The organism is Leptolyngbya sp. NK1-12, from assembly GCF_032598965.1.
In the GTDB taxonomy this organism is placed as follows: Bacteria; Cyanobacteriota; Cyanobacteriia; order Elainellales; family Elainellaceae; genus Elainella.
This window is the reverse complement of record NZ_CP053586.1, coordinates 1,372,865-1,393,305: the sequence shown is the minus strand read 5'-3', so window position 1 is coordinate 1,393,305 and position 20,441 is coordinate 1,372,865. Positions and strand designations below refer to the sequence as shown.

14 protein-coding genes and 2 tRNA genes are annotated in these 20,441 nt (G+C 51.6%); 5 read left to right on the top strand and 11 right to left on the bottom strand.

The features are described 5' to 3' along the window. Window positions 1-96 precede the first annotated feature (96 nt). The 4 genes from HJG54_RS05530 to HJG54_RS05515 all read right to left on the bottom strand — a co-directional run bounded on the left by HJG54_RS05530 (window position 97) and on the right by HJG54_RS05515 (window position 4,325). Window positions 97-1,422 carry a DUF1254 domain-containing protein gene (locus tag HJG54_RS05530; RefSeq protein WP_316433816.1) on the bottom strand — a complete coding sequence of 442 codons (1,326 nt, stop codon included), beginning with the start codon at window positions 1,420-1,422 and terminating at the stop codon, window positions 97-99. A gap of 306 nt (window positions 1,423-1,728) precedes the next feature. Further along, complete coding sequence (locus HJG54_RS05525) at window positions 1,729-3,000, bottom strand: DUF1254 domain-containing protein (RefSeq protein ID WP_316433815.1); 1,272 nt, start codon at window positions 2,998-3,000, stop codon at window positions 1,729-1,731. A gap of 482 nt (window positions 3,001-3,482) precedes the next feature. Further along, complete coding sequence (locus HJG54_RS05520; RefSeq protein ID WP_316433814.1) at window positions 3,483-3,710, bottom strand: nucleotidyltransferase domain-containing protein; 228 nt, start codon at window positions 3,708-3,710, stop codon at window positions 3,483-3,485. Between the two features lie 18 nt (window positions 3,711-3,728). Then, window positions 3,729-4,325, bottom strand: coding sequence for a hypothetical protein (locus HJG54_RS05515; protein WP_316433813.1), 597 nt, complete (start codon window positions 4,323-4,325; stop codon window positions 3,729-3,731). Between the two features lie 363 nt (window positions 4,326-4,688). Between HJG54_RS05515 and HJG54_RS35365 the strand changes: the two genes are divergently transcribed. Then, window positions 4,689-4,910 (top strand): type II toxin-antitoxin system RelE/ParE family toxin, encoded by a 222-nt coding sequence (locus HJG54_RS35365; RefSeq protein WP_420717334.1) that lies wholly within the window; start codon window positions 4,689-4,691, stop codon window positions 4,908-4,910. Window positions 4,911-4,914: 4 nt separating this feature from the next. Then, the gene (locus tag HJG54_RS05510) at window positions 4,915-5,229 is read left to right on the top strand and encodes a helix-turn-helix domain-containing protein (protein WP_316433811.1); all 315 of its coding nucleotides are present in this window, start codon (window positions 4,915-4,917) and stop codon (window positions 5,227-5,229) included. A gap of 453 nt (window positions 5,230-5,682) precedes the next feature. On the opposite strand, the gene HJG54_RS05505 is transcribed toward HJG54_RS05510, so the two are convergent. The 7 genes from HJG54_RS05505 to gltB form a co-directional block, all read right to left on the bottom strand. Beyond that, a tRNA-Thr gene (locus HJG54_RS05505) sits at window positions 5,683-5,754 on the bottom strand. Between the two features lie 11 nt (window positions 5,755-5,765). Next, window positions 5,766-5,847, bottom strand: a tRNA-Tyr gene (locus HJG54_RS05500). Between the two features lie 149 nt (window positions 5,848-5,996). Next, window positions 5,997-7,121 carry a hemolysin family protein gene (locus tag HJG54_RS05495; protein WP_316433810.1) on the bottom strand — a complete coding sequence of 375 codons (1,125 nt, stop codon included), beginning with the start codon at window positions 7,119-7,121 and terminating at the stop codon, window positions 5,997-5,999. A gap of 97 nt (window positions 7,122-7,218) precedes the next feature. Beyond that, a complete protein-coding gene (locus HJG54_RS05490; protein ID WP_316433809.1) occupies window positions 7,219-8,943 on the bottom strand; it encodes a CapA family protein in 1,725 nt (574 codons plus the stop codon). A gap of 134 nt (window positions 8,944-9,077) precedes the next feature. Next, window positions 9,078-10,406 (bottom strand): four-carbon acid sugar kinase family protein, encoded by a 1,329-nt coding sequence (locus HJG54_RS05485; RefSeq protein ID WP_316433808.1) that lies wholly within the window; start codon window positions 10,404-10,406, stop codon window positions 9,078-9,080. A gap of 80 nt (window positions 10,407-10,486) precedes the next feature. After that, window positions 10,487-10,963, bottom strand: coding sequence for a DUF3574 domain-containing protein (locus HJG54_RS05480; protein WP_316433807.1), 477 nt, complete (start codon window positions 10,961-10,963; stop codon window positions 10,487-10,489). 471 nt (window positions 10,964-11,434) lie between these two features. Then, a complete protein-coding gene (gene gltB, locus HJG54_RS05475) occupies window positions 11,435-16,066 on the bottom strand; it encodes a glutamate synthase large subunit (RefSeq protein ID WP_316433806.1) in 4,632 nt (1,543 codons plus the stop codon). 1,220 nt (window positions 16,067-17,286) lie between these two features. Here gltB and HJG54_RS05470 point away from each other — a divergent pair. From HJG54_RS05470 to HJG54_RS05460, 3 genes are all read left to right on the top strand, one after another. Next, window positions 17,287-19,194, top strand: a complete 1,908-nt coding sequence (locus HJG54_RS05470) for a phosphodiester glycosidase family protein (protein ID WP_316433805.1) — start codon at window positions 17,287-17,289, stop codon at window positions 19,192-19,194. Window positions 19,195-19,517: 323 nt separating this feature from the next. Next, on the top strand, window positions 19,518-19,895 hold the full coding sequence (locus tag HJG54_RS05465) for a phosphomannose isomerase type II C-terminal cupin domain (protein WP_316435613.1): 378 nt from the start codon (window positions 19,518-19,520) through the stop codon (window positions 19,893-19,895). A gap of 123 nt (window positions 19,896-20,018) precedes the next feature. Then, window positions 20,019-20,387: a HesB/IscA family protein gene (locus tag HJG54_RS05460; protein WP_316435612.1), complete on the top strand. Its 369-nt coding sequence runs from the start codon at window positions 20,019-20,021 to the stop codon at window positions 20,385-20,387. Window positions 20,388-20,441 lie beyond the last annotated feature (54 nt).

Genomic DNA, 20,441 nt, shown 5'->3' with positions numbered 1-20,441 from the left:
ATTAACGAAAACATAGGCTTCACTCCTTCACACACAAATTGTACGCTTGAGAAGCGGGAGACGCAGATTCCATATCTTGAGTAATGGGTCAAATACCTATTTCACCCGCTTCACGCTTGGCGGTGCCCAGCTGCCGTTGAGGGCTTCAGCCTTTGGCCAATAGAGGCGCAGATTCATTGTGAAGGAACCACTCTGCGGAGCTGGCAACCAGTTCGATTCTTTGTCCTTTCCAGGCGATTCTCGCTGAATGTACAGATCCAGTGAACCGTCAGGATTGAACGTGAGATTGTCCCGATCGCCGATTGCATATCGATCGATCGAATTAGCGGTAAAAAGCTGGCGCTCATCGTACATGGTGAGTGACCAAAAAGCGCGGACTGGCGGGATTTGGTCTTTCTCAAAGTGCAACACATACTGGTTGTCGCTGTGCAGCGGTTGCCCCTCTCCATCGCTAAATACGGTTGGATAGATGGCATCCTCGATCACGTTTGCTCCCAGCCCCGCGTAGGCAACCCCCGCTCGGTGCAGGTAGTCAGTCCCGTAGGTGCCGATAGCGGTCAAGTTCGTGCGCCAGCCATTTGTGAATGTGCCGGAGTTAGCCCAAACCTGCTTGATCAGTTTGAGGGCGGCGGCTGGAGCGGCGTTCAGGGCTTCCTGTACCTCTGGCGGCGTATCAGCGAGCTTGAAACTCTTTCCCGGCTCAATGCCGATCCGCTTCATGCGATCGATCATTGGATAGTCGTTGGCATGGGGCGGGTTGTCTTTCATCAGCTCGGCAAACAGGCCGAAGAAGGTTGCGGCATCCATCTTGTCTACCTGGTCGGGCGGAGCGGACATATCCTGATTCGGATTCACGGTGTTTTTGGGTGGCGTGTAGGCTCTGCCGTAGGCGCTCAGGGGCACCACCTTGATGCCGTCCTGAAACTTTCGTACTGCCTCGTAGTCAGCCTTACCGTTGGTCTGCGTGCGGCCAATTAACAATCCCGATGCGGTCGGGCTGCGATACTCTTTCACCCCGCCGGGTAAGATGCCCTGCCAGTTTGGGCCGACAATGGCGTAGGTGATGGCGTCGTTGCCCGTTGTCCGACTTCCTGGAACCGTGAATATGTCAGTCCACCAGTCTAGCCAGGGGGTCAGGTAGTAGCGTCCGCCAGAGTCGGGGATGCTGATGACCAGCGGCTCTTTGGCGACATTGAAGGAAAGGGCGCTGTAGAGCGTATCGGCGTTTGGTCGCACCACGTCCGTATAGGTGGCATCGGGGAACTCGCGATTGTGGGCGATTTGATTGACTGGCGCACGCAGGCCAATCGGTTCGGCAACGTTACACCCGACATTCTGCGTCACCTGCATCAACACCATAGGATAGGCGTAGATGTAAGTATTGCAGGCAATCTCGTAGGCTTCCTCAACTGAGAGTTTCATGTTCATCTCTGCGTTATCCTTAAAAATCAATAATTTGATACATGAACGTCATTCACTGAATCAAAATCGGTTCAATTCAATCGGTTTATCCGGGTCAACTGACCTCAGCAGATCAAAAACAAACTGAATCTTGATTGCAGTGTTTGGGTTTGATCCCCCTAAATCCCCCTTGAAAAGGGGGACTTCGAACCACTTCTGGCTCCGCTACTCCCCAGGAAAGCGCTCGTGGTGGGCGAGCGCCTTAAAAAGGGGACTTCGAACCACTTCTGGCTCTGTTCCCCCTTTTTTAAGGGGGGTAGGGGGAATCTAAACCTGCTTGAACGGCGGTGGTGCCCATGTTAGATCCAGAACTTCTGGGCGCGGTGAGTAGAGTCGCATGGTTGGCTCGAATAGCCCTTTGGGTGCGGGAAGCCAGTTGGATTCCTTGTCCTTTCCAGGTGACTCTGCCTGCACGTAGATGTCGAGCGAGCCGTCAGGATTGAATGTGAGTGAGTCGCGATCGCCGATCGCAAATCGATTGATCGGATTCGGCACCTGAAATCCTTCCTTGTCATACATCGTGATTGACCAAAAGGCGTTTGCAGGTGGGGTTTTGCCCTGCTCGAAGTGCAGCACGTAGTTGTTCACCCCGCTTAAGGGATTTCCCTCACCGTCTACAAAAGCAGTCGGGTAAACGGCGTCCTCTGGCAGGTTACATCCCAGCCCTCCAAGTGCAACAAAGGCGCGACGCTTGTAGGACGTTCCGTAGGTGCCCATATTCTCGGTGCCGATATTCCAGCCGTTAATGAAGGCACCTGCCTTCCGCATTGCTGCCGGCATCTCTGCGAGCGCGTCCTTGGCTGCCCGGTTGATTATTTCAACTGTTTCAAGGTCGAGCGATTGAGCATCAAACGGCTTTCCGGGTTCAATCCTGAATGTTCGTCGTAGGCGGAACAGGATGGGGTAGTCGTTGGGGTGCGGTGGATGCTTCGCCATTAAGTCTGCCAGTCGGGTCAGCATAGCAGTGCCATCGAGCTGGTTGACCTGAACCAAGGGAGGCGTGGTGTTATCGACCGTAGAATCGGTCGGCACGTCTGTCGGTGGCGTGTAGTCGCCCTCCTGAGAACTCCACTTTGAAAGGGGAGTCAGCTTATAGCCATCTTGTATTTTGTGGACGTTGGCGTAGTCAGAGGGGCCATTGGTCTGCGTGCGACCGAGAATCCAGAGCGTTGGCGTTGGGGCTACGATTTGGGTGACACCCGTTGGTAACGTTCCATTCCAACCCCTCGGCACGATCGCGTAGGTGCCAGCCTTTGTCCCCGTGGTACGGCTACCGATGACTGCAAATACGTCTGTCCACATATCTAACATCGGCAGCAGGTAATACCGTCCCTGGGTGTCGGGAACTGATAAAATCACCGGCTCTTGGGAGAGGTCGAGCCAAGCAAAGGAGTAGAGTGTGTCGAAATTGAACCGCACCACGTCCTTCTCTTCTGCCCGTGGGTAGCTGCGTACATGAGCGAACTGGTTGATCGGCGCGCGCATGTTGATCGAGGCTGCGTCTGGCACGTTGGTCGCTTGGCGCATGGTTACGTCCATGCTGACAATCGGGTAGGCATAAAAGTAGGCTTCTTTAGCGACGGCGTAAATCTCGTCGGCTTGCTTGACTGAGTCATTCATAGTTGTCTTGATAAACTTGGTATGTTGGCACTTGAATCTGATGGCACGGCAAATTGAATCACCTTAATAGTGAAAAGCAGGCTTGAAAGGCTGATCAGCTACCTTAGGAATGCTCTAAAACCCAACCAGAATAAGAAATATTGCCTGATGTATAAAACCTTAGAGGAAAGCTGAAGGAAGGGGAGCGAACTTTTGCTGCGATGGATTGAAGTTAAGCAAAAGTTAGGCGTGAAGTGGCTATGCTATTGAAGTTAAGCAAAAGTATTGCGTATGTCTGCCCCTCGTGCCACCCAAATCATGATTCGCTTTGGCGGTGAGTAGTGTCAACTCTGTGCGGACCTCTTTTGTCAGCAATGACTTGCAACTCCTCATGTGCCGCTTCAATCTGCCAGTTAACTTTCTCAATCCTTGTCTCGAGCGAAAATGGTTTTAAGTTCTGCTTCTATCTGGTCTAGGGTACGGAAAGTGGGGTGAGCATCTGGGTGAAATTGCACCATCACATCGATGTCGCTGTCGGGGCGAAAGTCGTCGCGCAGGACAGAGCCAAACAGAGCGAATTCTTTCACTTGCCATCTGTGACAAAACTCAGCAATTTTCTCCATTGGTAATTCGATCACTGCAATCGTCATGTCAGTTTTAGAGTCAATTCACAACAAAAACTTATTGCTTGAATATTGCTTCAATACTCTTTTAAAGATTTGCAGATAGGCTAAAAATCCAATAAGTGATATCGACAAATAGAGCACTGCATAAAAAACACTTGAATAACAAAGAATTACAAACGGTACGAAAGTAATAAAACTAGCAAACGAAAGCACAAACGTTCTAAATGTCAAGCGGTATGACGCTATGATAAATCTTGTCTCTCCCTTACCTAAATTGAAATTAAAAATTCGTGAATCTTCTGCCTCCCTTAATTCTTTTTTTATCTCCACTTCATATGCTTGTAAGTTATAGACAAAATACCATGAATAGGATTGTTTGATTAAATTTGATAGTGCAACCAACCCTAGAATTATAAGTAAACTCAAAAAACCCAGGAACAAAAATAGACTGGAATCCAGCTTTGGAATTGTGGGCAAAATGATTTCTGAAATTGGTTTCCAGACAATGATAACTGCCCCTACTACTCCAAGTGACTTGAAATCGTCGTAAGTGCTATTTATCAAGTCTTCTGCCTTGTCATTAAGTCTTACATACTCTTTGTAAAGATATTCTAATCTTTGATTAGGAGTTGCATCCATTTCTGACGCTCCGCAAGTAACCTGAAAGCTTACTTCACAGATTATCTTGAATTACTTAATTTTAGATACCGACAGATCAACTTCAATTGCTGTCTCCATCGACTGCCTTGCGGCATAACGATTGCGGTCAGCGGTTGCCGATCCTCTTGAACTCGGCACCAGCAGTTCCTTCAATCTGCTGCACCGCAATTGTTGGGCTGCGTTAACTGACATTATTTATATCAGATATGATATAAATAATGCATGGACGAAACAGATAAACCATTGGTTTGGCTTCATGGGGAAGTCAAAACCCCACCCTTTAGCCAAGAAGCACGTATAGAAACAGGTGTGTTGTTGCGACGATTGCAGTAGGGTGAAAATTTGGGCTTGCCTCACTCAAGGCCGCTGCCCAGCATTGGGGCACACTGCCATGAACTACGAATTCGAGACGCACAAAAGAACTGGAGAATCATCTACCGTATTGACGAGGACGCAATTTTAATTCTTGAGGTATTTAACAAAACAACTAGAACAACACCTGCCAGTGTGATTGATACCTGCCAAAAACGACTCAGTAAATACGACAACGACTTGGATGGTTAGAATCATGGAAGAATCTAAGAAGAAAAAACTACAAGAGAAGGGTTGGAAGGTTGGAACGGTTTCAGAATTTCTAGACCTTACTCCAGAAGAAACAACACTTATCGAGATTAAACTTGCACTTAGTCGTTATCTAAAAGAACGACGGCAACAGTTAATGACTCAAACCGAGCTAGCAGATAAACTACACTCAAGCCAACCTCGTATTGCAAAAGCAGAAAATGGTGACGCTTCAGTCTCAATTGAACTGTTAATTCGAGCAATGTTAGCAACAGGTGCAACTCCTCAAGAAATTGGTCAAGTGATTGCACAAGTAGGTTGAACTCAAGCCCCCACAGATAACTTTGCTGTACTGTCCCAACCGAGGATTGAAGCAGCCCAACTTGTTTATAGACGGATCCACCCTCCCCTAATCTGCATAAGACCCCTCCCTGAGTCTGTCATACTCACAATGCCGGGTCTCGACTCCGCTCAACCCTCTGCTTCCCGAAACGTTGCGCATTGAGCAGAGTCGAAATGCGTCTTCTCAATCATTGCGCCCACCTACTTATCCAGATCTCAGGCTGCATAACATCTGCTACAGGAAAAGAGTTGATTGCGACCGTTCCATGTTTTGCAGCCATACCTTTTAATTGGATACCAGTTGGATGCCAATTCTATGGGCAAGGTTCGGCTACAAGTGGCATAGGTTGTTATAGGTTACTCATGGGTGTACTAATTAAATAAGGCTTCGAGCTAACTGCCAGAAGCCTTACTGCACTTATGTTTTAGCCAAAGCCCGTGATGAGGATTGAACTCATGGCCTCACCCTTACCAAGGGTGTGCTCTACCACTGAGCTACACGGGCAATTTCGTGGATGGGCCGGGCTGGATTCGAACCAGCGTAGGCGTAGCCAGCGGATTTACAGTCCGCCCCCATTAACCACTCGGGCACCGACCCGCCTCATCCACGATTGCTAATCATAGCACACTTAATTGGGAATCTGGCGAGAGCTGTGAGCGGATTTTTTGAATAAATTTCCATCGCGGCAGTTAATTCGGGAGCCTCTGCCCTGGTTAGCTCAGTTGCCGCAAGGTTCGGAAAGCAGGCTAGCCGCGACGTAGATAGCGATTTCGTCCAGGATAGGTGGTGCGGGTGGGCAGATCGCTCTCGTCGTAGATATCACCGACCAACTCTTCCAGAATGTCTTCTAAGGTAATCAGCCCGACTGTGCCGCCATATTCATCCACCACAATGGCGAGATGGATCCGCTGTTGCAGCATTTCTTTCAGCAGGTCAGCCACTCGTTTCACTTCCGGGACGAATACGGGTGGATCCATAGCCACAGTAACAGGAGCATTGCCATCGCAGCCCTGCTGGCGCAGCGTGTTGAGGGACTGGAGTGCTCGCTTCAGGTGCACAATTCCAACAATTTCGTCTTTCGACTCTTCCTGGACCGGAATCCGAGAATAGCCGGTTTCCAGACAGAGGTTTACCAGGTCTTGCAGGGTCGCCTCCTGGGAGATGGTATGCATCTCGACCCTGGGTTTAACCACGTCATACGCAGTGAGGCGATCAAGGCTGAGGGCTTTGCTCAGAAGTTGGCGTTTGTCGAGGTCAAGCTGGCCTTTGCCGCTTAGCACTTCAATCATCAACTGCAAATCCTTCACCGATTCGCCGGGCTGCACCACGTTACCTTGAAAGATCCGAATCGCGGCTTGGGCAATCGCCTCTAGGAGATAGGTAATGCCAAACCAGGACAATACTCTGGACAGGAGGTAAATCGGACGCACCACTGCTCGAAAGATCGGCAGAATGTTGTTAATCGCCAGTGACTTGGGCGTAATTTCGCCGAAAATCAGCACGATAATCGTTACGACCACGGTTGCTATCAAAACCACCGCTTCGTTGGCACCAAACCACACGGCAAACAAATTGCTGGTTAAGATCGCCGAGAAATTGTTGACCAGGTTATTGCCAATCAGGAGCGTGGTAATGAACCGCGCCCGCTTTTCCAACACCAATGTGAAAATACCGCTGCGGTCGCCTTGCTCTTTGATTAACGCCCTCAGTTTCAGGTTGTCGAGGGCAGTGATTGCCGTCTCAGAGCCGGAGAAGAAGGCTGAGAGAGTCAGCATTAAAACCAAAACCCCAAGGTCAATCCAAACTGCTCCCAAAATCGGATTGGCTTGAGCGAGCAGGGGGGGAATCAATTCAGTTGAGCTAGAAATCACAGGACAATTTGGAGCGCGGTGCGATAGTCGATTATAGCGAAATCTACAGGGCTTCTCTCGAAGATGATAACCTCCTGGAGTTGTCCCTAGCGTATACCTAATTGCGGACTGGCAAGAGATATCCCATATCATCAATCCTGAGCGGGGTTTGCGGGAAGTCGGTCAAGGTCAGATTGCGAATTAGGACCACGCTCTGAAAGAAATCGTCGAGTTTGGGGATGCCGTGCCCATTCAGGGCTACTGGAATAATTCTGCCGCCGATAAAATCACCGTTCGCGTCCATCTGGGCTTGTAGGATCAGCGAGTAGCCCAAGGTGCCCACGGTCGAAAGAGTTTCATAGCCCACAAAGTTACCAAGCGAGTAGGCAATCAGCTTGCCCTGATACAGTTCGACTGCCCGTGGCACATGGGGACCATGCCCCAGAATCAGATCTGCACCTTGGTCCACCAACCCGCGCGCAAATTGGACCAAATTGCCTCGGTCTTCACCAAAGAAATATTCGGTCTGGTCTCTGGTGTGAACTTGATCCGAGCCTTCTGCCCCAGCATGGACTGAAATCACCACAATCTGGGCCTGTTTTTTCGCCTCTTGCACCAATGTCCCAGCCGTCGCCAAATCATGCATCTGGTTGTGATCGGGCAGATAGCTAAAGCCAATAAACGCTACAGTGACGTTGTTAACCGTGGTGTAGACAATTTGCCCTTTCTTGCCAACTGCCTTCATGCCTGCCTGCTCGATGTGGTTAATCGTGTCGGCAAACCCCTGATCGCCAAAGTCGAATGAGTGGTTATTAGCCACACTCAGCACATCAAACCCCAATTCCTTCAGCATCTGGGCATAGACGGGTGGCGTGCGGAAGGCAAAGGTCATGCCCTGGCTCGTATCTTTGGCCGGATAGGGATAATCGGTCAGGGTACTCTCGAAGTTGCCAAACAAGATATCCGCTTCGTTGAAGAACGGTTTGATGTTGCCGAACAGCATTTCTGTTTCTGCGGCCAACTGTTCTCCCGGTTCGCTGGGCAGCCATTTGCCGGGGTAGTTACTGCCGGGAATAATATCCCCCACGGCTTTGATGGTGACGGCAACCGGGGTGGCAGTGGGTGAGGCCATCGGTGAGGCCGGAGGTGAATTAGCCGGTGCGAGTGACGATGGGGTCGGTGCGGCAGAAGGTGGCGAGGCGGCAGGAAACGTGGCTAGGGCTGGATTATCCAGTGGGCTAGTAGAAGTGGGCTGGGGGGTGGCAGTAGTCAAAGCATCCGGTCCGCTATCTGCTCCGGTCTCCTGGGCTTCCTCCATCGCATTCAGGTAGCTCAATCCGGTAAGAAAACCCAGACCCGCACAAACAGACAGTGCAACTGGCACGAGCTTGGAACGGGAAGGCGGCGATGCAGAGGCAACCGGCTGGGGTTTGGCTGGCTCTACTAAATCGGCAGATTTGGCTGGGATGGTTGCCGTTTGGGTTGCTACGGGTGCTTTTGGAGCGTGGTTGGGCTGAACTGGTTGGCTATTTGCAGCAGCGTCCACCGGCTTTAAGCGAAAAGCCTGTGACCAAGCGGGTAATTTCTCTCCCTGTTGGCGTCCGTAGACCTGGAGAATCTGAATCGATGGTGCTCCCAAGCACAAGACTGCCGCATACACAATCCGCGAATAGGTGAGCCGCTCAGGAAGCTGACTCGCTTCTAGCAGCACATGCAGACAGTCTGCTTTTCGCACCGCCCGCACCTGAATTCCTTTCGTCACTAGGGCTTGATTAATTAACTGCGCAATTGCCTGCGCCTCTCCCTGCCTCGCCAGCTTGAGTACCGTTCGATGATCGACCATATCGCTCCACGGCTGAAATTGAAAATGCTTTATTATATGCCTGGAGTAAAAAAGTGGATTGAACGGGTGGGAAGTGTTGGGAGAGGAGACAGGAGACAGGAGACAGGAGTCAACTTCTGCCTCCTGCCCTTTCCTCAAGCTGGCGCAGCCAAAAAACGCTGATAGGCTGCTGCCAACGCATAGCGATCGCCGACATTTCCCGGAAATAGCACCACTGGTAAACGAGGAAATTGGGGATGATCGTCGGGAGTCCGCACAACCGAGACACCGGGCAGAATTTGTCCCAGCAGGCGAGCGGCGGTGAGAGCCAAGCCGGTACTGAGGGTGTCATTAGAGGTGATGCCGCCTTTGCTGATTAGAAAACCAATCTCGTCGGGCAGCCCGCGCACAATGTCCATTAGCAGCGTAGAGATGGCGACACCGAAGTCCAGCCGCGTTTGTGCATCTTCAAAAGTAAGCTCTTGCCGACTAGTGAAAATCACTGGAGTTTTGCCTGCCTGATGAACTTGATGAATCTGATCTAGGGTGCGGTTTAACAGCTCAGAGCGTTGAGCCTCGGAGTTTTCTAATAGATGCACCACATCGACCTCAATTGGGACGGTGCCGGCGGTTTTCAATAGCTCTTCTAGCTGTTCAGTTGTCTTCTTGACATGGGAGCCAACAATCACCGCGCCTGGTTTGTTGTTGCGGGTGTAGCTGGCCATTGCTTCGGGGGCAACCGGTTGGGGAGGCAGAGCGGCGAGGGCGGTTAACAGGCTGGCAGCACTGCGAAACAAGAATCGTTTGCCTCGGGCCGTGGCACGAAGTACATCGGCGGCAAACCGATCCATATCGGCCTGGGTTTCGGCATCTACTACGACGCACTGGTTGTCATGCAACTGCATTAAGCGTTCGAGTACGCCTGAACGAATGTCCTGTAACAAAAACCGTTCTACCTGATTCGCTTTGATTCGGCCTTGGGTTTTCTCTTCTACGTAATCGGGCAAGTAGCTATGTTTGTAACCAAATACGGAATCGTTGGCAAATTCGGTTTCGTGGACGGGTGTAGGTACACCATTGACAATTAAGTAGTGAATGCTATCGTGAGTAAATCGCCCTCCTTCAAAAAAGGCTGGCGTCAGAAAATGGGCATCAAACGATCCCAACACGGCTGCGATTGCGTCTGTTTCTACCGGATAGTGACCGCGCAAAGTTGAATCAGAGCGACTCACAACTAAAAAATCCTGAACGCCTGTGGCTGCAATCGCCTGCTTCAGGTTATGGCACACCTCCTGCACTGTGGCCAGGGCATTTTCGGACGTCATGGCTCGAGTGTTGGTCAAAACAAAGAAGATTGGTGATTCATCTGCCAAGCCGAGCCGCAGCGTGTCCACATCCCATTTCATCAACAGCAGGCAGCTATGTACCGTTTGCGATCCAGTCGGATCATCATCTAGAACAATAATTTTAGGTTTGGCAGTCATTGGCAGCGTTCAGGTAGCGGCTAGCGTTTATTATAGGGGGTCGGGTGCCTGGAATTACTGGCCAGGTTGATAGCCTGTTTCTAGAAGGCTGCTTTGATTAGACTGCTTGTTCGCAATACCGATTCTTGATGAAAGGCTTGTTTGTAGGTATCCACAATTGCCTGAACGTCTGCTTCCTTTTCTGGACTGTTGGCATAAATCAAAATTACGAGCTTAGTGTTTTCTCGAATCAGGGTGCCATCATGGTCAAGATACTGTCCGTAAGCATCTAAAACGGTTAGTCCGTCTCTAAAGCGGGGTGTAATTTCACGTGCTAAAAATGCTTGCCATTCGGTCTCAGAAACGACTCCTCCTGGTTTGGCTAAACCGAAATAGAGCGATACTTCTGTCAGCACTTCTCCTGGAGCTTGCATCGTATCCAAGCTAGGTACCTGCTGCAGCGGAGCTTGGGGCGTTGGCACAACCTGAGATTTGGTTTCTAAGTTCAAGGCAGTACCAAGCGTAAATGCACCGGCAAGACAAATACTGCTAAGTAAATTTTTCTGCAGAATAGACATAAGATAATGTTTTACATTGATAAACATCGTCTTTCGTATTAGAAGCTGAAATGATTGTAGTACTAAGCAAATAGAGATATTCAGTATAAATTTATTGAGAAGACGAATGATGGGGATTTTATGGGTGATTTTAAATTGATTTTTCAGGAAAACTAACCGTGGAAAATATGAATGTGGAAAATATGAATCCTGTGCAAAAATCAATAATTGAATGTTAGATATCCATCAGGAAGACCTATTTTGACAAATAGGTAGGAAAGCTTAAGTTGATCAATTGAATGATTGGAAAGATTCTATAGCCGTCGCCATGACAATATCTCTGTTCTATTTCTTCTGGCAAAGGCTATATAAAGTCAGTGTCTTGCAGTCTCAATACTGCATTGAGCCAAAAGCACACAACTTACAAAAATAAAAAAGGGTAAGCTTGATTGCTTACCCTCATATCAACTCAAGGATTAATGGAATTCATTGTTACTGCACAGAAGTCAGCACCTTTTCTGCATTTGGATCGGCCTCTGGGCTATTGGCTTCCGACGGTGGTACCACTTGCCAAAACTTGGGCAGATACTCACTCCAATGGCCGAGAATTTGCTTGGCTTTGGGGCTACCGGTGCGGTCGAGATGGGCAGCGATCAGTTCCTTTAGCTGCTGTTCGCCAGCAGCAGTCACCACTCGCTGTACTTTGACAATCTCCGGATTCACCTTAGTGGGGAAGCTACCATCCTCATCCAGGAAGTAGGCGAGTCCGCCAGTCATTCCGGCTCCAACGTTGCGGCCCGCCTTACCCAGCACTACCACCACACCGCCAGTCATATATTCGCAGCAGTGGTCGCCTGCACCTTCAATCACCGCTTTGCCAAAGGAGTTCCGCACAGCGAACCGCTCACCCGCCTGACCGTTGGCAAACAGAGTGCCGCCTGTGGCTCCATAGAGGCAAGTGTTGCCCACAATCACATTCTGAGCTGGATCGTAGGTGGCGCTGGCAAACGGCTTGATGATGATTTCACCCCCGTTCATGCCCTTACCGACATAGTCGTTGGCTTCACCTTCTAGATTCAGCGTTAGACCAGACAGGATAAAGGCACCGAAGCTTTGGCCGACGCTGCCCTGAAAATTCAGCGTAATCTGGCCGCCAAAGCCACTATCGCCATACTGCTTGGCAATCACACCCGATACCCGTGCGCCTACGGTGCGGTCGGTGCTAACCACGCGATAGGTTTTGCTGACCGTACCCTGATCACGAATCGCCGCCTGAATGTCAACATCAGCTAGAATTTCGTCATCCAGTACAGGACCGTTGCTGTGCACTTCGACATGCTCCAGCCAGCTGCGATTGGTGCGGGTGTCGGGCAAGTTGATCAGGCAGTCTAGATTCAGGGCTTGGGTTTTGGTGATCTGGACGCCTTCGCGCAGCTTTAGCAAATCGGCCCGACCGATGATATCCTTCAGCGACCGATAGCCCAGGCGGGCCAACAGCGAGCGTACTTCCTCCGCCACAAAGTAGAAGAAATTCACCACATGCTCAGGAATACCTGTAAACCGTTGCCGCAATTTTTCCTGCTGAGTAGCGACGCCCACCGGACAATTGTTGGTATGGCAGATGCGGGCCATGATGCAGCCTTCCGCAATCATTGAGACTGAGCCAAAGCCGTACTCTTCTGCCCCCATTAGAGCCGCCATCACCACGTCCCAGCCGGTCTTCATGCCGCCGTCAGCTCGCAGCAGTACCCGGTCACGCAGTTGGTTTTCCATCAAAACTCGATGCACTTCGGTGACGCCCAGCTCCCAGGGCACACCTGCATGCTTGATCGAGCTAAGGGGAGAGGCACCCGTGCCGCCATCGTGACCAGAAATCTGAATGATATCGGCATTGGCTTTGGCGACTCCTGCCGCCACCGTGCCAATTCCGACTTCCGCCACTAGCTTCACTGACACTTTGGCTGCCGGATTGATCTGGTGCAGATCGAAAATCAGCTGGGCCAAGTCTTCGATCGAGTAGATGTCGTGGTGGGGGGGCGGTGAAATCAGGGTTACTCCCGGCTTGGAGCGGCGCAGCATCGCAATGTAGGGACTCACCTTTTTACCTGGAAGCTGGCCACCTTCCCCTGGTTTCGCGCCTTGAGCAATTTTGATTTCCAACTGTTGGCCACTCATCAGATATTCGGGCGTAACGCCAAACCGACCCGATGCCACCTGTTTGATTGCCGAGTTGGCCGTGTCGCCGTTGCGCAGCCCCTTCAAGTGCGGGAATAGCGCCGACTCTCCCGCTGCATTCACATCGTCCAGCACCCGGAAGCGAACTGGATCTTCGCCGCCTTCGCCCGAATTTGACTTGCCACCCAATCGGTTCATGGCAATTGCCAGCGTTTCGTGGGCTTCTCTAGACAGCGAGCCAAGCGACATTGCTCCCGTACAGAAGCGTTTAACGATTTCTTCGACCGGTTCTACCTCTTCAATCGGTAGAGAGGGTCGGTCACCCTTGCAGTCCAGCAAGTCGCGTAGCGCCGTCAGGGGCCGTTCCTCCAGGTACTTCTGATAGAGCTGGTAGTGGTCGTAGTTTTTAGCAGCCACCGCCTTGTGCAGGTGTTTGGCCATTTCGGGGCTGTTCATGTGGTATTCGCCGCCCGGCTTGTAGTTGAAGAAGCCGTAGTTTTCCAACTTCTTCACCGTCAGTTCTGGGAAGGCGCGGCTGTGGAAGTTGATCACTTCTTGCGCCAAGTCGGCCACGCTTAACCCACCCAAGCGTGAAGCAGTTCCCTTAAAGCCCAGATGCAGCAAGTCAGTACCAATGCCAATCGCCTCGAAAATCTGCGCTGCCTGATAGCTCGACAGCAGCGAAATACCCATCTTCGACAGGATCTTCAGCAGACCGGCCTCGACAGATTTCCGGTAGTTGTATTGTGCTCCCGTCAGGCTGACTGGGCTAATCTTGCCCGTTTCCATCAGCTTCTGGGTTTTGCTGCTGGACCACCAGTGCCGCACGGTTTCCAATGCCAGGTAAGGGCAAACTGCGCTGGCTCCATAGCCGATTAGGCAAGCAAAATGATGGGTGCTCCAGCATTGGGCTGTGTCTACCACCAGCGAGGCTTTCATCCGCAGACCTTGCCGAATCAGGTGATGGTGAACGGCTCCAACGGCGAGTAGGGGTGGGATGTAGCTATAGTCTAGGCTGAGACTTCCTACTCCGGCTGGCGACTGGCGATCGCTGAGAATCAAGATTTTCTTGCCGTCTCGCACAGCTGCGGTTGCCTGCTGGCAAAGTTGGTGCACGGCATATTGCAGTCCATCCGGGCCATCAGCAATCTTGAACTGGGTTGCAAGATCGGCAGTGGCAAACTCGGACTGGCGAATTTGCTCCAACTCGGCGTCGTTAAGGACTGGAGAGGTTAACTTCAGTAAATGGGCATATTCCGGCTTTACGTCCAGGAAATTACCTCTTTCCCCTAACTGCATCGACAGCGACATCACCAAGCTTTCCCGCAGGGGGTCAATTGCCGGGTTGGTGACCTGGGCAAACCGTTGCTTGAAGTAGTCGTAGAGCAGACGCGGCTTACTCGACAGCACGGCTAGCGGCACATCATCGCCCATACAGAAGGTCGGCTCCTTGCCCTGAGACGCCATCTCCTCGATCACCATTTCCACATCTTCGCTAGTGTAGCCAAAGGCAATTTGCTGCCGCAGTAGCATCTCGACATCGAGCTGGGTAGCGTCTTGGAACGCCTGTGGTTGGAGTTCGCGACGATGGGCGGCGAGCCATTCCCCATAGGGATGCCGGCTGGCAATCCGTTGCTTGATGTCCCAGTTTTTCAGGATCTCATGCTGTTCCAGATCGACTGCAATTGCCTGACCGGGGCCGAGGCGTCCCTTCTCCACAATCTCGGCTTCTGGCAGCTCGATGACTCCTGCTTCCGAGGCCACCACAATCAAGCCATCGCGGGTGATGCTGTAGCGAGCTGGACGCAGACCGTTGCGATCCAGCGTGGCACCGACCACTTTGCCGTCACTAAAGGCCAGCAGCGCTGGACCGTCCCAGGGTTCCTGAATGCCGCTGTAGTACTCGTAGAAATCGACAATTTCGGGATGCTCGTCTAGATCCGGCTGGTTTTGATAGGCCTCTGGCACCATAATCATGATCGCCTCTAGCGGACTGCGCCCCGACTGCACCAGCAGCTCCATCACATTGTCCAGGTTGGCCGAGTCGCTCCGCTCTGGATCAACCGTAGGCTTGAGGATGGCTAGATCATCACCCCATTGCGGCAGGGCTAGATCGGCTTCCCGCGCCATCATCCAGTTGATGTTCCCCAGCAGTGTATTAATTTCTCCGTTGTGACCCAAAAACCGCATTGGCTGGGCCAGAGGCCACTTAGGCATGGTGTTGGTGCTGAAGCGGCGGTGGTAAATGGCAAAGGCGCTCTTGTAGGCCGGGTTGGTCAGATCGCTGTAGAAGGTACCCAGCACCTCGGAACGCACCATGCCTTTGTAGACCATTGTGCGGTGAGAGAAAGAGCAGACATAGAAGTCTTTCCAGGCCAGGTTATCGCGAGTATCGGCGGGTTGAGAGCGCTGGATCCGCTTGCGGGCAATGTAAAGCTGCCGTTCTAGTGCTTCTCCGGTTAGATCCGACTGAACAATAATTTGCTCGATCTGGGGCTGGTTTTCTCTGGCCTGCCTGCCCAAAACGGCTGGATTGATTGGCACCTTACGCCAACCTAGCAACCTCAACCCAGCGGCAGTGACAGTTGCCTCCACGGTTTGGCGAGCTTGTTGTGCCACTTCTTCTGCCTGCGGCAGAAAAATCATTGCTACGCCAAGCTGATCCGTAGAAGAGACGCTGATACCTGCCGCGGCCATCCATTCCTGCAACAGCTCCCAGGGAATGGCCGTCATTAAGCCTGCCCCATCGCCTGAATCTCGGTCCGCACTGCAACCGCCCCGATGTTCCATACAGGTTGCAGCCGTCAGGGCCTTGCGAATCAGATCGTGGCTAGCTCGTCCATATTGATCGGCAATAAAGCCAACGCCGCAGGCATCCCTTTCTTCTATGAGCCACGGCTGACCAGCATAACCAACTTGTCCCTGATTGTTCCATTGACTTTGATTCACGCTTGTATTACCCCCACGAGGTGACAAATTCACTTAAACCGGATGCAATTCTTTTTGAACTTATTTGAACGAATAACTTAGGAAAAAAGCTTCACTAACGCTTACCAATACTTACTAATCTTTCACGATTTGCAGTCAGAACGAAGACTAAAATAGCGCTTAGGAATTGTTCAAATCTGGTTGCACAAACGCCACCAACCAGAGCCAATCACCGGAGCCAACCGTTGTTCAGGCATTGGCACGATTCCAAGCTATTGAATGTAAAGTGGGTCACAAATTAAAGCTGGTGTAAGGTTACGAGAGAACAATTAACTGGAGTTGCTTCAGTCACACTCCTTGAAATCGGCTCTCTGGAATTACAGCGTTTTTCACTCGTGTGAGGTATGGGGGTGTAGGGGCGAAGCCCCCACGCAGAGGCACTGCCCCTGCACCCCGTTTTTCGGACTTCACTAGCCTGAAAAAGGCTGTAGCATAAGATGACCCTTTGCGGAACGCCCGCCTCGTCAAGCCAACCGCTTAACCAAGAGCAACACTATGAACTATGAAAAGGACAGAGTAAAAATATTATAAAAATTTGTTTCACCTTGGCAATCCCTCGGACCTAGGCTCAATCAATCATTTTTGGTTGCATTTTTGAATTTGTGGGTTGACTAGCTAGAAGGCTATCCAATCGGTCAATGCCCCAAATCACTCTGCTGCTTACTCCTTAACACTCCTTCAATAACCATGAACGACAGGGTTGTCTTCCTCTTCAATTATGAAACTAATCGCCTAAACAAAGGTGACTACAGTAACCGTTTTTTGATAGATGCTTGACATCTGCTGAGAATCGGGCTGATATCAGAATTGCACTTACAGCCTTTTTCAGGCCAGTGAAGTCCAAGAAACGGGGTGCAGGGGCAGTGCCTCTGCGTGGGGGCTTCGCCCCTACACCCCCATACCTCACACGAGTGAAAAACGCTGTATATTCAGTTGGCAACGATTTGTAAAATCCCTCTCCTCATCCGGGCAAAGGTGGGAAATTCTGGAAAACGAGTACTTAAGCACCTGATCCTTCAGCAAGCAGTACGGACCTCCAGAACTCAAACCCCATTCTCATGTTCGGTAGCCGTTCGAGCTATGCCGGTTCGCTAGGATGCGTTTTCGCAGATCACCTAATACCAATATCTGTAACAACACTTACCAGTACCGTTCACTCCTCACACTCGAAGATAAAAACCGTGGTTAGAGCTAGAACTCGTCACCATCGTCGATTACGGCATCGTCGATTTCAAAGCACCTATCTCCCCCATTCTTCTCCCCTAGGCCGATTTAGACTCGTACTCCTCTCGCCCCTAGTGGTCGTTGCCCTTTCCCTGATGTTCAACAAGCAGCAGGGCAATGCTGAACCGTTTCAAAACTTTGTGCTGTCTCCAGCGGCTCACAGTCCGGCTTGGGTTCCCACGTTGGCTCAGGCTTCGATTCCGGTCTCTATCACCCGTCACGGTGGACAAATCACCCTGAATGGCCGGAAATTGCAGATTCCTTGGAGCCAGCGGCAGCAAAGTTTGGGCATTGCCGATGCGGGATTGATCGAAGCGCTGGGCATCGAGTTGCTTGACACCAGCGACGTCACCCAACAGCCAGTGGAATGGTTCTCAGATCACCGTACTACGCCGTTGAATTTGGCTACCTGGTTAACCAAGCAGTATCGCTATGTCGATATCTCTAAACTAACGCAGCAGTTTGGCTGGCGGGTGGAGGTGCAGGGAGAAGACCTCCAGATTTCTACGCCTGAGGCCCAGGTCAATGCGGTGCGGCAAGGTCCCCAAACTTGGGGAGACCGGGTGGTGATTGACCTGGATCAGGCTGCTCCTTGGCGGGTGAGCGAACAGCAGGGGGAAACAACTGTCACGATTGATGCCCGCCTGAATCCTGCCGTTGCGAGTAGTTTTGCGGCCAAGGCTGGGAAGCAGATCAAGTCGCTGAAGCTGGAGGCTAATGGCAATCGCACCGTGCTTCGCCTTAGCTATGCCAATGGTCTGCGTCCGCGAGTTTGGTCGCTCGATAACCCTAACCGGCTGCTGATTGATGTGCGTCCAGATTCTCTAGTAGAACGCAATATTCTTTGGGCACCGGGTGTCCGTTGGCAGCAGCGGTGGGTGCAGATCAATAGCGGGCGGTTTCCCGTCGTCAAGTTAGAGGTAGACCCGCGCCAGCCAGGTGTGTCATTAAGGCCAATTGTCAGCAGTTCGACAGGCAATGTGGGTACGGCTCCCCTCTCGGCAACGATCCAGCGGCTGGAAGGCATCGCCGCCATCAATGCTGGCTTCTTTAACCGCAACAATCAGCTGCCCCTGGGGGCGATTCGCAGTGAGAGCCGCTGGATCTCTGGGCCAATTTTGAACCGGGGCGCGATTGGCTGGAATGACACAGGCGAAGCGACGGTCGGCCACCTGAGCCTGCAGGAAACTTTGATGACTTCTGGCGGTCAGCGGCTGGTGATGCAGTCTACCAACAGCGGCTATGTGGGAGCAGGCGTGGCTCGCTACACCCCCGACTGGGGCCGCAGCTACAAAACGATTCTGGATGACGAAGTGGTGATTACGGTACGCCAAGACCGCGTTGTCGATCAAAAGCGCATTCTCAAAGCTGGCCAAACTACCGTGCCAATTCCGTCGGATGGCTATCTTTTGGTGGTGCGAGCCGATAACACTGTGCTGAACACGCTGGCTGTGGGTACCAGCCTCCAGCTCACCGGCCTAACTCAACCCGACGAATTTAGTCGCTATGCCCAGGTTTTAGGAGCAGGACCCCTGTTGCTGCAAAACCGCCGCGTTGTTTTGAATCCCCAGTCCGAACGCTTCTCAACCGCTTTTATCCAGGAAGCTGCGCCCCGCAGCATGATTGCCACGACGGCTGAAGGCACCCTAGCGCTATTAACGGTCCACAACCGTGTGAGTGGTGCCGGTCCTACCCTGGCCGAGATCGCTCAGATCGCCCAGCGCATGGGTTTTGTCAACGCCCTCAACCTGGATGGCGGCAGCTCAACCACACTGTATCTGGGTGGCCAACTCCTCAACCGCTCGGCCGCTACGGCAGCACCTGTCCACAATGGCATCGGCGTATTCATCCAGCCCAATTCCTAAAGTTTGTTGATCATCTTCTAGGTTGAGCCGTTTGAGTCAGGTGATTGCTTGAGAAGTGCAGCAAAATAAAGCTACATTGAACAGCGCCTTACCTGAATGAAGAATGCATGTAAATCCGGTAAAGTACTGACGGAAACGATGCGGAAACCGGGAACATTTTGATATGGTTATCTTCGGTTTTCGTGTCCCTGTAATTGCGAAGATTTTAACCGCATCATTGCACAACCAAGCATCTCACCATTGGTTTACACATCGGTCTTGCAATTGTCCAAGGAGAAATAAACGTGGCTCAACCCAAAGAAAAAGCTCAACCCGCTGCTGCTCTGACGCTGAGCAATTCCATTGTGCCGAAAGGGATCGCGGCAACCGAATTACGCCCTTGGGGGTCTTTCACAATTTTGGAAGAAGGGCAGGGCTATAAGATCAAGCGGATTGAGGTGAAGCCAGGCCATCGGCTCAGTCTGCAAATGCACCATCATCGCAGCGAGCACTGGATTGTCGTTTCTGGCACGGCCAAGGTGATCTGCGGTGAAGAAGAAAAGCTGCTGTTCTGTAATCAGTCCACTTATGTGCCAGCCTGCACAAAGCATCGGTTAGAAAACCCTGGCGTGATTCCACTAGTGCTGATTGAGGTGCAGAATGGCGAGTATCTGGGTGAAGACGACATCGTTCGCTATCAGGATGACTATGCTCGCGGCTAGGCTATTCAGATAACTTCAGCTCAGAACAGATTCTAGATGGGGTAGGCAGCGCCTGCCCTGTTTTAGTTTAGAGAAAGCGGTAAGATCAAAGGCTGTAAGCAATCCTTCTGTAGAACCGTGGCGATGATTCACCTCAGTCAAGCAGCAATTGGCGAAGTTCAGCGCATGCAGTCTAAGTGTCTGGATGCTAGGGCGCGATTTCGTTTGGGGGTTCAGGCAGGTGGATGCGCGGATTGGTTTTACACGCTGGACCTCGACCCAACAACTGCGCCTGATGATCGCGTCGTGGACTGTGATGGAATTCAGGTGGTCATTGACTCCCAAAGCTGGACCTATCTAAACGGCCTCAGCCTGGATTACTCCGAAGACTTGATGGGGGGCGGTTTTCGCTTTCACAACCCAAATGCTGTCAGTCACTGTGGTTGCGGGAACTCCTTTTCGGTTGATCCAGCTCGTCAAGCTACGGTGCCGTCAGACGATTGTATGCTTTGAGGCTCGGCGGTAGTCCAGCGGATGGTTTATAGTCGGCTCTAGTTAACCGTTTTA

What these genes read in the sequence shown, in the direction of transcription:
- HJG54_RS05530 (WP_316433816.1), bottom strand. Translation starts at nt 1,422, where the DNA reads ATGAAACTCTCAGTTGAGGAAGCCTACGAGATTGCCTGCAATACTTAC.
- HJG54_RS05525 (WP_316433815.1), bottom strand. Translation starts at nt 3,000, where the DNA reads ATGGACGTAACCATGCGCCAAGCGACCAACGTGCCAGACGCAGCCTCG.
- HJG54_RS05520 (WP_316433814.1), bottom strand. Translation starts at nt 3,710, where the DNA reads ATGACGATTGCAGTGATCGAATTACCAATGGAGAAAATTGCTGAGTTT.
- HJG54_RS05515 (WP_316433813.1), bottom strand. Translation starts at nt 4,325, where the DNA reads ATGGATGCAACTCCTAATCAAAGATTAGAATATCTTTACAAAGAGTAT.
- HJG54_RS05510 (WP_316433811.1), top strand. Translation starts at nt 4,915, where the DNA reads ATGGAAGAATCTAAGAAGAAAAAACTACAAGAGAAGGGTTGGAAGGTT.
- HJG54_RS05490 (WP_316433809.1), bottom strand. Translation starts at nt 8,943, where the DNA reads ATGGTCGATCATCGAACGGTACTCAAGCTGGCGAGGCAGGGAGAGGCG.
- HJG54_RS05485 (WP_316433808.1), bottom strand. Translation starts at nt 10,406, where the DNA reads ATGACTGCCAAACCTAAAATTATTGTTCTAGATGATGATCCGACTGGA.
- HJG54_RS05480 (WP_316433807.1), bottom strand. Translation starts at nt 10,963, where the DNA reads ATGTCTATTCTGCAGAAAAATTTACTTAGCAGTATTTGTCTTGCCGGT.
- HJG54_RS05460 (WP_316435612.1), top strand. Translation starts at nt 20,019, where the DNA reads ATGATTCACCTCAGTCAAGCAGCAATTGGCGAAGTTCAGCGCATGCAG.